Genomic DNA, 10487 nt, shown 5'->3' on the forward strand with positions numbered 1-10487 from the left:
AAATAAAACTCACAAGTCTATTGCAATAACATCGAAAATATCTTCAAGCTTTTTCAATCGATCAACATTATTCTGTTCAACATGATTATCAACGGTTAGCATCATTATGGCATCTCCGCCGACATTCGATCGACCAACCTGCATCGTCGCAATATTGATGTTTTCAATTGCTAGCAACGTTCCAACTCGCCCGATGGCACCGGGCTGATCTTTATGGTTAATGAACAACAAGTGACCTTCAGGTGTAACATCTACGAGGTTGTCATCGACTTTCACAATACGTGCGCCTAAACCGTTAAGCAAAGTTCCGGCAACACGTCGTAAACCTTTCGTTGTCGATACTTCTACAGTAACTAAATTTGAAAAGCCTTTAGATGTTGAAGTTTTATGTTCATTTACCTTGATGTCAAAACGGTCTGCCAAAAATTTCGCGTTTACATCATTCACATGTGTACCGAGGTTACGTTTTAAAAGTCCTTTTAGCGTGTTTCGAGTTAAAGGGCGGACATCAGATTCTGCGAGATTTCCTGAGTAATATATATTTACCTCTTGAATGACGCCTTCTGCTAAATGGGACAGGAATACACCAAGTTTTTCAACTAAGTTAAAGAATGGCTCAACTTTGGCAAGTGCTTCTTTAGAAACGGAAGGCAGATTAACAGGATTCTGGACAGCTCCGCCGTTTAAAAATGTTACAACATCTTGGCTTACGTCGATTGCCACACTTTCTTGCGCTTCAATCGTACTTGCACCTAGGTGAGGAGTTGCAATTACTTCGGGAAGTGTCAGCAGTTTATGACCAACAAATGGCTCTGTTTCAAAAACGTCGAGTGCAGCACCTGCTACTTTTTTAGCAACAATGGCATCATAGAGTGCATCTTCGTCGATAATACCGCCTCGTGCACAGTTAATGATCTGGACGCCATCTTTCATCAAGTCGAATGCTTCTTTATTGATCATGTGACGAGTATCTTTTAGAAGTGGGGTATGAACAGTTATGAAGTCAGCGGCTTTTAGCACGTCTTCAACAGAACCTGCTGTAATTCCCATTTTTTTCGCTTTTTCTTCAGTTAAAAAAGGATCATAGGCAATGACATTCATGCGTTGTCCTTTCGCTCTTGCTGCAACTTCCGCTCCAATTCGTCCTAGTCCTACAACACCTAGCGTCTTGTTTTTTAATTCAACGCCAATAAATGATTTACGGTCCCATTGTTGATTTTTCAACGAATTGAATGCCTGTGGTATTTTACGTGCTAGAGCCATCAACATTGCCATTGTATGTTCAGCAGCAGAGTTCGTATTGCCATCTGGAGCGTTGACGACGATAATTCCGTGTTCAGTTGCCGCATCCAAATCGATGTTATCGACGCCGACACCAGCACGTCCTATGATCTTCAAATTTGTCGCTTTTTCAATGATTTCACGTGTCACTTGTGTTTGGCTACGGACAAGCAGTGCGTCATAATCTTTAATGTTATCAGCCAATTGTTCTGGTGAGAAACCTGTTTCAATAACGATGTTCAAACCTTCAGCTTGTCTTAACGGATAAATACCATCTTCACTTAATGGATCGCTGATTAGTATATTAAAAGTCATTTAGACCAACACTCCTTCGTTTACGTAGACTTGCTGTGCTGCTGCAGTCCCTTTACCTAAATCTATCTTTTTGCCGATTTTTAGTAGGCCGATTTCCATTGCACTTATCGTTTGCAGAACATCTGCTGGTGAACAGTAACCCATATGGCCAATGCGGAATATTTTTCCGCTTAAATGTTGTTGTCCGCCTGCAACAATTAAACCAAATTCTTGTTTAATGACTTTTCTAAACGCTTCTGCATCGAAATCATCCGGTTTTACGGCAGTGACAGTGGGGGAGGCATCCTTGTCACTTGTTAGTAAAGGGATTCCTAACGCTCGGAAAGCGGCGCGCGTCATATTCATCATCAAAGTGTGACGTGCGTTCACTTGTTCGAATCCTTCATTCTCCATTAGTTGAAGCACTTGTTCCAGACCGAATAACAAAGATAATGCAGGTGTAAATGGAGTTGTATCTTTTAACAAATTGTCACGATATCTAATTAAATCCAAATAATAGCGAGGTTGGGGATTGTTTTCAATGATGTTCCATGCGCGGTCGCTCGCTGCGATAAAAGCGAGCCCTGCTGGAAGCATGAACGCTTTTTGAGAACCTGTCACTAATACGTCGATTCCCCAGTCATCCATTTTCGTCTCTACACCACCGACACAAGAAACGCCATCTACAATGATTAAAGCATCCGACACTTCATGAACTGCTTGTGCCAGCTCCTTAATAGGATTCAATACACCCGTTGACGTCTCACAATATGTAGAAAATACGGCTTTAATATCGGGGTTATTTTGCAATAGACCTTTAATCTGCAAAGGATCCAGTGCTTGTCCCCATTCGACATCCACACTATGAACCTTGATATTGTAAGCTTCACATATTTTTGTGAAACGTTCACCGAATGCTCCTGTTACAACGACTAATACTTCATCGCCGGGATTGACAATATTTACAACGGCAGCTTCCAAACCAGCCGTCCCGCTGCCGGTCAATATTAGAACGTCTTGACTCGTGCCAAAAACCTTTTGCAGTCCAGGCTTGATATTTCTAAGCATAGTCGATGTCTCTTGTCCCCGGTGGCCGATCATTGGTTGACTCATCGCCCGTTGTACACTTGGTGGGATGGGGCTCGGTCCCGGAATTCGTAGTAGCATTTGGTCTTGTAACATCTTCATTCTCCTCTCGATTATGGAAATAAAAATAAATAGAAAAAAAGCCTTCCTCCCCTTACAAATGAATGTAAGGGGCGAAAAGCTCTAATACTCACGCGGTACCACCCTTTTTACTGTCCAATAAAAGCGACAGTCTTAGTTAGCATGCTTAACGCGCATGTGACGGATAAACCTACTAAATGTTTCGGCTTATCTATTCCGGAGTGCTACTCTACAAAGAAATCACTGATTTGCACCATCCATCAGCTCTCTTGAGATTTCAGTAGATAAAGTGTGTCTCCATCAAAATAGTTAGATTAGTTATGGAATTAGAACTAATCATAACAAATGAAAAACGAATGTCAAGCATCGTTTTTGAAGATATCAATTTTTTCTGAGACCAATTGATAGAACAATGCTTGCAGGAACGGTATCCTTTCTAGTGAGAACAAAATAAGGAGTGATTAGATTTGGTTGTAGATAATATAAAAAAATTCAATTCGATTCCACTTTCAGTTCTAGATCTTTCTCCGATAAATGAAGGCAGCAACGCAACGCAGTCCTTCAAAAATAGTGCAGAATTGGCACAACACGTCGAGCGATTGGGATTCAACCGCTACTGGCTTGCTGAGCATCACAATATGCCAGGTATTGGAAGTTCTGCGACATCAGTCCTTATCGGGCATATTGCTGGAGCAACAAATCGGATTCGCGTCGGTTCGGGAGGGATTATGCTACCTAACCATGCGCCGCTTGTTATTGCCGAGCAGTTCGGTACACTCGAATCGATTTATCCGGGAAGAATCGATCTGGGGTTAGGCCGTGCACCTGGTTCGGATCAGGCAACAGCCTATGCGCTGCGCCGTACTTTGCAAAGCACTGGCGATGATTTTCCGGAACAGTTGGCGGAACTTCAAGCTTATTTTGAACCGGACAGATCAGCCCGTGTTCGCGCATTTCCAGGTGAAGGGCTTGATATTCCGATTTGGCTTCTTGGTTCATCCGGTTTCAGTGCACAGCTCGCAGCGCAGAAAGGTTTGCCATTCTCTTTTGCAAGTCATTTTGCGCCAGCCTATACAATGGCTGCTATGCAGCTTTACCATCAAAATTTCAAACCATCTAAATTTCTTAAGGAACCATATGCCATGCTCGGCGTCAACGTCATCGCAGCGGAGACGGATGAGAAGGCGCAATGGTTGGCAACTTCACAGCAACTACAATTCCTTGGTATCACTACGGGAATGCCGTCACAACTAAAACCACCCGTCGACAATATCGAAGACTTTTGGTCACCACAACAAAAGGCATCTATTGCGCAAACGCTAGATTCTCGTACAACAATCGTCGGCAGTCCGGAAACTGTAAAACAAAAGCTCGAAAGTTTCATTCAAGAAACGAGAGCAGACGAATTAATTATTAACACGCAAATATTCAATCATGAAGATCGATTGCGTTCTTATGAAATTGTTGCAGAATTGATGAATTGAATAAATAAAAGCCGCGACCTTTATGAAGGGGTGCGGCTTTTTACCATGAAAAATTACTCAATTAAAATCTTTTTATGGTAAATATTGATGATAGACGTTGGGAAGATAAGAGGGGGAAACAAATTCGAAAATAAAAGCACCGGTATGATAACCGATGCTTTACACTTTTATTCATCTCTGCTTATCTTGTCGTTCCCAAACTTTGAGCGAAGGATACGGATCAAAAGCCCATTCTGTCCGTCCGTTATATTTGTACATCCCGTAGTGGAGATGGGGAGGGAAACGACCTGATGTCCCTTCTTTACCATAACCTGAGCTGCCTACTGAACCGATGATTGTTCTTGGTTCAACGATGTCACCTTCTGTGATATCTTTATTAAAATAAGCTAAATGGGCAAAATAGTGGTACGTATTATGTGTATCTCGAATACCGACCCGCCAACCTCCAAATTCATTCCAGCCCATTATTTCAACTACTCCATAAGACGTGGCTCGCACGGGGACACCATAACCTGCAAATAAATCGGTTCCTTCATGAATTCTTCGGCCGCCCCAGCCTCTTTTTGCCCCCCAGGTTCCATTGTAACTATAATTATAATTGGTGGGAATAGGGAAAGCATGTTCATCCAGATCCAGCGTTTCAAAGTGCTTATACAGTTTTGCAATCGTCATGATTTGTCTAACAGTTTCTTCACGCTTGTAATATTCTTCTAAAGCTAATTTAAAATCCTCTTCTTCTTGTCCATACCCGCTTAAATAAGTAGCCATTGTAAAAAGCACATCTTCCGCATTATTATTATCTGCAACACCGTCTCCATTACCATCAAGGCCATTTCCGCCAAAGTAGGCAATCGATTCAGAAGATGTATCGTCTTTATTTGGATTAAGTGGGCCAATCCAATAATCATCTAAAAATTGGATTGCGATGGTTCCATCTTTCTTGGGTATATCAGTTCGAACCTGCTGGATATTACGTTCATACTGATCGACGGCGGCTAAATAATACCACGGAACAGTTACATTCTCGAAACGTAAATAAAATTGCATTCGTTCTTCCAGAATTGTTTCTCTTGATGGTTCTTCCTTAGCTACAACAACAGTAAAGAATAGAAACGACAATGTGATGATATACATCGGAAACAAAATCCAATGTCGCACAAAAATACCCTCCCTTTTTAGCCATTTAATTAGAATTCCCTAAATTGATTAATTCATAACTGTGTAGCTATGTGAAAATTTTCGAGCTAGACAAAATGATGTATATAACTTTTATATCTTCACATAATAAGGTTGAGATCCATTTAAACAAGTGGAGAAAAAAGGAGAGATAATAAAATTGGGAATTTTAGATGGAAATCCGAAAGACGAACCGTTGCACTACGGAGAAGTAATAGGATCATGGGCATATGTTTTGGCGAATAATGGGCTAATTAGTGGCTACGAAGCATTTGTTAATCATGCAGGTGACGGAGATCTCATTGAACTCCTAGAAGAGGCAATTAAAACGATGAAATCAGAAAATAAGCAACTTGAAAATGTTTTGAAAGAGAATGGAATCGCATTACCCCCTTCATTGCCTGAACGACCTAAAGCGACAGCAGAAGATATACCGGTCGGTGCGAGATTTATGGATCCGGAAATCAGTGCTGCAATGTCCATTAATGTCGGGCAGGGTCTTGTGTCATGCAGTCAAGTAATGGGACAATGCTTGCGGGAAGATGTCGCAATGATGTTCAGTAAATTCCACGCGGATAAAATGCTGTTCGGTTTTAAATTGTTAACTTTGAATAAAGAAAAAGGGTGGATTATTCCCCCACCGCTTCATAAAAGTGTTCCAAGCTAACGGCTGGATTAGAAGGACCTTGTCAGCTTTATTGACAAGGTCCTTTTCATATTGTGAAATCGAGCACCTCTTGGTAAACTTAGGCATAAAAGTAAAAGAGGTGTTCTGAATGATTCGACTACTTACTGAGGAAGACAGGCAACTAACTTTAGATTTTGTCTCTCAAAAACCAGCAGAAAACCTTTTTATTATTGGAGATATCGAAGCCTATGGGTTTGATAATCCCATTCAGAAATTATGGGGAGATGTCACAGAGGATGATCAATTGCGTGGTGTTCTGTTAAAATATGCTGGAAACTTCATAGTCTATGCACCTGGAGAATTCGATGCGCAAGGAATCGCAGAAATAATCAATTTTGATAAAAAATACGAGTTCATATCTGGGATTGAACATATTGTTCTTAAATTGGAACCGCATTTGAATTTGAAACCAACCAATCCTCGAGTACTTTATTATGCGAAATGTGAGAAGGGAAATGACTTGCAAGTAGTTCCCGCACGAATAGTTGTGAAGAAAGCTGTACCTGAAGACGCTGAAATAATCATTGATCAAATGCAAGGGATACCTGAATTTGCAATGAGTACGATGAGTGTTGAACATAAACGTGATTCACTTAGCAATGGGTCAGCACGGTCTTATTACATCGAAGAGGGCGGTCGAATAATTAGTTCTGCATCGAGTACGGCTGAGAATAGCCAGTCTGCAATGATTGTAGGTGTAGGAACGTTACCAGGTCACGAAAAAAGAGGGTTGGCTTCATTTTGTATGTCGGTGATCTGCGAAGAACTTCTCAAAGAAGGTAAGATGATATGTCTGTTTTACGATAATCCCGATGCAGGTTCTATTTACAAACGGATTGGCTTTGTAGACATCGGAAAATGGTCCATGTGGAGCTTCAAAAAATAGTTGGTTGTTAAAAAAATGAGTCGATTAAAGGCTGAGTTGGTGACTGCCACTTTTTTTGATGATAGAATTAAAATTATAGATAATTTAAAATAAGGAGTGATTCGAATGGAGAAGTTGCAATCGATCGAGCAATTTGAACAATTGAAAAGTGAGGAGCGTATAATCTTTATGTTCTCAGCAGATTGGTGTGGGGATTGTCGCGTCATTGAACCAATTTTACCTCGAATTGAAGCGGATTATCCTGAATATCAATTCATCCTGGTTGACCGTGACGAGTTTATCGATTTATGTGGGGAACTTGATATTTTTGGAATCCCCAGTTTCATAGCATTCCATGACGGGGTAGAAGTAGGGCGCTTTGTCAGTAAGGATCGAAAATCGCAAGCAGAGATTGAAGAGTTTATCAACAGCTTGTCTGCCTAATGCATCGTGATTTGATTGACGTGAACTTGCAATTTGTAACCCTGGTAAATAAAATACCGTTAAGTAGGGGGACTGTTGATGAAACCGGTTATCGGCATAACGACAGATGTCGAACAAAGTGGCAAGCACGTTTTAGATAATGAATATGTCCGATCGGTCATCAGAGCGGGCGGTTTACCGCTTATTATTCCGGTTGGGATTGAGGAAGATGTCAGTCAACTGCTTGGAATGTTGGATGGACTTATTTTATCCGGAGGGCAGGACATTAATCCAATGCTTTTCAATGAGGAGCCATATGCTTATCTCGGTGAAGTTTCACCAATCAGGGATTCAATCGAGTTGGAACTTGCACGTCAAATGCTCAAAACAGGCAAACCTATTCTCGGTATATGCAGGGGAATCCAAATACTGAATGTTGCAGCTGGTGGTACAGTTTTTCAAGATTTACATAAACAGAACGAGGGGCCAACGCTCCAGCATTTGCAAATCGCACCCAAAACACATCCTTCTCATTATGTCCTGGTCGAAGAAGGAAGTCTGCTAAAATCGATAGCGGGAAGTGAGCGCATTCAAGTTAATTCATACCACCATCAATCTTTGAAAGATGTAGCTGCTGTTTTCAAAGTTACTGGTATGGCGAGTGATGGAATTATAGAAGCAATCGAATGCATTGGTAAGGAATTTGTACTGGGTGTTCAGTGGCATCCCGAATCATTATCAGCAAAAGGAGATTCTGTCTCCCTACGGCTTTTTGATAAGTTTATTGGTGCGTCTGCTAGGAAAAAAAGCTGAGCTAGTTTGAACGGTACCCCAATTGGTAGTCACACTTACTAGCTGGGGTGCAGTTCATTTGCTCAGTTTTTTATTGTTCAAATAAGTCATCATTTTTTCTGGGTAATCTGTGAAAATAGCGGTGACACCGACTTGAGTCAAAGCATCTACATATTGATACTCATTTACCGTGAATACACGAATGGAAACACCTTTATCGATAACCATTTTAGCAAACGGTCGGAGAGCGGATGGTAATGTTATATGCAAGGCATCTGCAGGAATTGATCGCAAATAATCAAGCGGTTCCACAAGTACTTCCATAAACAAGGCGGCGGTTTCTATATGGGGGGCTATTTTTTTTGCCATTTGAACCGCTCCGTGGTCGAATGAAGAAATTACGACACGACTATCAAGTTTCATAACCGATACTAGCTCGGTAACTTTTTTGACCATTCCTTCATATGGAAAAATATCTGATTTGAGTTCAATATTTAGATGATGAGACGTTTCAGAGAAAATATCGAGTACTTCACGTAATGTAGGTATGACTTCCCCTTGAAATACGGAAGAAAACCAGCTGCCAAAATCAAACATCCTTAGTTCTGATAGCGTCATATCCTTTATGAAACCGTGGCCATTAGACGTTCTATCAATTGTTTCGTCATGGATGACGACCAGTTCACCATCTTTTGTAAGATGAACATCAAATTCTACGCCGTATATTTGCAGTTTAGCAGCTTTCCGAAAGGCAGAAATTGTATTTTCGGGATGTGTTCCTGATGAGCCGCGATGAGCATAAATATTCAATTTAAAACCTCCTTTATTTACCTATAATTGTAAGGCTTTCATCATGGAGTAGCAATTGATTTACTTGCTGAAAACAATGTAAATTGGAAAAGGGATGTCCTCAATTGAGGACATCCCTTTGTTTTTTGTTAGGTACCACTACTATTTTGAATTTAATTTTTCATCCCGAAAATTCGGGGAATAATTTCCATAGAAAGGATAAGCTTTCAGAGCCGCGGTCATTGTTCCACTGGGTGTCTTCTAACTTAAGCAACATAAACCCTGCCTACTTTTACGTCCTTGCGACCCTTTAGTCGCGCCAGTGTGAATAAGTATTCTCAAAAACAGTACATAGAATGCCAGATATTCAATCATAACGATTACCTAATTGTTAACTGAATCATCTTATCATGGATAATATCATCTGTCAAGGTAACATAAGATTCATTGCCATTCATCCATCTGTTCTTCCTCCGCGATTACTTGTAAGTCGTCCGCGGTAATTGTGAGTACTTGGTAGTCCGTACGTTCAGCGTGTTTTTCTGCTGCCTTCTTCACAAATTTTGGAGATCCTTCATTTTCCTCATCATAGACAATGAGAATTCCATCAGAATTACGCATGAAAAATTTGTCTTTTTCGATAAACTGCCATGGAGCTTCGTAAGGTTTGCTCGTTAAACTAACATGATAATCGGCCAAAGCAACAATCGTATGGTACTTTTCCTTTTTCATGTCGTTCCAATTTTTCTCTTGCTCTTTAAAAGGGGTGATAATCGCATATTTTAATCCGGTATGTTCTTTTCTTAATTCAATTACGATTTCCGCTGCCCATGTTTCAATACCTAGTTGACCGCTAATAATAACCCATTCCAATCCATCGTCTAGCAATGTTACTAGTCGATTTTCCAAAGCCTTTTTAATGAAATGTACTCCTGGGTGTTTATCATCAAATATACCAAGTTCATGCGGTTTATACCCCGTAACGACCAATCGTTTTAGAATACGTTCCGCCTCCTTTACCAGTAAAAAAATGATTACCTATCATTTTAGCATGAATAGTGGTTGTAATATAGGTAAGTCTCTGATGTTCATATTACGCTTTCCCTAATATTGTAAAGGTTATTTTGGACAGGGGGAATATCCATGTCATGCAACATGGATTGAAATCAGGAACAAAATCCAAACTGTTTCCAAAAGGTTGGGATTTTATTTTTGGATATAATCATCTGTTTGGAAATCTTATCTTCTGTCGATGAATGTAATGTATAACATAATGAGTTTTGGATATAATACGTTTACAAAGTTAATATCCATTCCGAAGTAGCTCAGCGGTAGAGCAATCGGCTGTTAACCGATCGGTCGTAGGTTCGATTCCTACCTCCGGAGTCATTTTTTAGTAAAAACCTCTTCTCAATTGAGTAGAGGTTTTTTGAGTGCGCCCAGCATGGGCGTAGTCTATAGGGTGCAAGTCCCGAACTGTGAAGGCAGAAGTAACAGTTAGCTTAACGCAAGGGTGTCCATGGCGACG

10 protein-coding genes, 1 tRNA gene and 1 other annotated feature are annotated in these 10487 nt (G+C 40.6%); of the genes, 6 read left to right on the forward strand and 5 right to left on the reverse strand.

Features of this window, described 5'->3' with window-relative positions; all coding sequences use genetic code 11:
• Nucleotides 1-9 precede the first annotated feature (9 nt).
• Together serA and AC1TO4_RS12635 are read right to left on the reverse strand one after the other, a co-directional pair.
• Entirely contained in the window at nt 10-1596 is a 1587-nt protein-coding gene (gene serA / locus AC1TO4_RS12630) for a phosphoglycerate dehydrogenase (RefSeq protein ID WP_482099963.1), read from the reverse strand.
• The gene (locus AC1TO4_RS12635; RefSeq protein WP_482105622.1) at nt 1597-2757 is read right to left on the reverse strand and encodes a pyridoxal-phosphate-dependent aminotransferase family protein; all 1161 of its coding nucleotides are present in this window, start codon (nt 2755-2757) and stop codon (nt 1597-1599) included.
• Between the two features lie 70 nt (nt 2758-2827).
• Nucleotides 2828-3055: a binding site (T-box leader), on the reverse strand.
• 154 nt (nt 3056-3209) lie between these two features.
• Here AC1TO4_RS12635 and AC1TO4_RS12640 point away from each other — a divergent pair.
• Nucleotides 3210-4226: an LLM class flavin-dependent oxidoreductase gene (locus AC1TO4_RS12640; protein ID WP_482105623.1), complete on the forward strand. Its 1017-nt coding sequence runs from the start codon at nt 3210-3212 to the stop codon at nt 4224-4226.
• Nucleotides 4227-4397: 171 nt separating this feature from the next.
• Here the strand turns inward: AC1TO4_RS12640 and AC1TO4_RS12645 are convergent, their stop codons facing one another.
• Nucleotides 4398-5360, reverse strand: a complete 963-nt coding sequence (locus tag AC1TO4_RS12645) for a M23 family metallopeptidase (protein ID WP_482100117.1) — start codon at nt 5358-5360, stop codon at nt 4398-4400.
• A gap of 202 nt (nt 5361-5562) precedes the next feature.
• Here AC1TO4_RS12645 and AC1TO4_RS12650 point away from each other — a divergent pair, with 202 nt between their 5' ends.
• The 4 genes from AC1TO4_RS12650 to AC1TO4_RS12665 all read left to right on the forward strand — a co-directional run bounded on the left by AC1TO4_RS12650 (nt 5563) and on the right by AC1TO4_RS12665 (nt 8191).
• Nucleotides 5563-6069, forward strand: coding sequence for a DUF3231 family protein (locus tag AC1TO4_RS12650; protein ID WP_482099960.1), 507 nt, complete (start codon nt 5563-5565; stop codon nt 6067-6069).
• 109 nt (nt 6070-6178) lie between these two features.
• Complete coding sequence (locus AC1TO4_RS12655; RefSeq protein ID WP_482105624.1) at nt 6179-6976, forward strand: GNAT family N-acetyltransferase; 798 nt, start codon at nt 6179-6181, stop codon at nt 6974-6976.
• A gap of 105 nt (nt 6977-7081) precedes the next feature.
• Nucleotides 7082-7399 (forward strand): thioredoxin family protein, encoded by a 318-nt coding sequence (locus AC1TO4_RS12660; RefSeq protein WP_482099958.1) that lies wholly within the window; start codon nt 7082-7084, stop codon nt 7397-7399.
• A gap of 78 nt (nt 7400-7477) precedes the next feature.
• Nucleotides 7478-8191 carry a gamma-glutamyl-gamma-aminobutyrate hydrolase family protein gene (locus tag AC1TO4_RS12665; protein ID WP_482105625.1) on the forward strand — a complete coding sequence of 238 codons (714 nt, stop codon included), beginning with the start codon at nt 7478-7480 and terminating at the stop codon, nt 8189-8191.
• Nucleotides 8192-8245: 54 nt separating this feature from the next.
• Here the strand turns inward: AC1TO4_RS12665 and AC1TO4_RS12670 are convergent, their stop codons facing one another.
• A complete protein-coding gene (locus AC1TO4_RS12670) occupies nt 8246-8980 on the reverse strand; it encodes a glycerophosphodiester phosphodiesterase (protein WP_482105626.1) in 735 nt (244 codons plus the stop codon).
• Between the two features lie 423 nt (nt 8981-9403).
• Nucleotides 9404-9961, reverse strand: coding sequence for an SLOG family protein (locus AC1TO4_RS12675; RefSeq protein ID WP_482105629.1), 558 nt, complete (start codon nt 9959-9961; stop codon nt 9404-9406).
• A 312-nt stretch (nt 9962-10273) separates the two neighbouring features.
• On the opposite strand from AC1TO4_RS12675, the gene AC1TO4_RS12680 reads away from it, so the two are divergent.
• Nucleotides 10274-10345, forward strand: a tRNA-Asn gene (locus AC1TO4_RS12680).
• Nucleotides 10346-10487 lie beyond the last annotated feature (142 nt).

This window comes from Sporosarcina sp. Y838, assembly GCF_056786515.1.

Coding starts and splice junctions, on each gene's coding strand:
- serA (WP_482099963.1), bottom strand. CDS start 1,596: ATGACTTTTAATATACTAATCAGCGATCCATTAAGTGAAGATGGTATT.
- AC1TO4_RS12635 (WP_482105622.1), bottom strand. CDS start 2,757: ATGTTACAAGACCAAATGCTACTACGAATTCCGGGACCGAGCCCCATC.
- AC1TO4_RS12645 (WP_482100117.1), bottom strand. CDS start 5,360: ATGTATATCATCACATTGTCGTTTCTATTCTTTACTGTTGTTGTAGCT.
- AC1TO4_RS12655 (WP_482105624.1), top strand. CDS start 6,179: ATGATTCGACTACTTACTGAGGAAGACAGGCAACTAACTTTAGATTTT.
- AC1TO4_RS12660 (WP_482099958.1), top strand. CDS start 7,082: ATGGAGAAGTTGCAATCGATCGAGCAATTTGAACAATTGAAAAGTGAG.
- AC1TO4_RS12665 (WP_482105625.1), top strand. CDS start 7,478: ATGAAACCGGTTATCGGCATAACGACAGATGTCGAACAAAGTGGCAAG.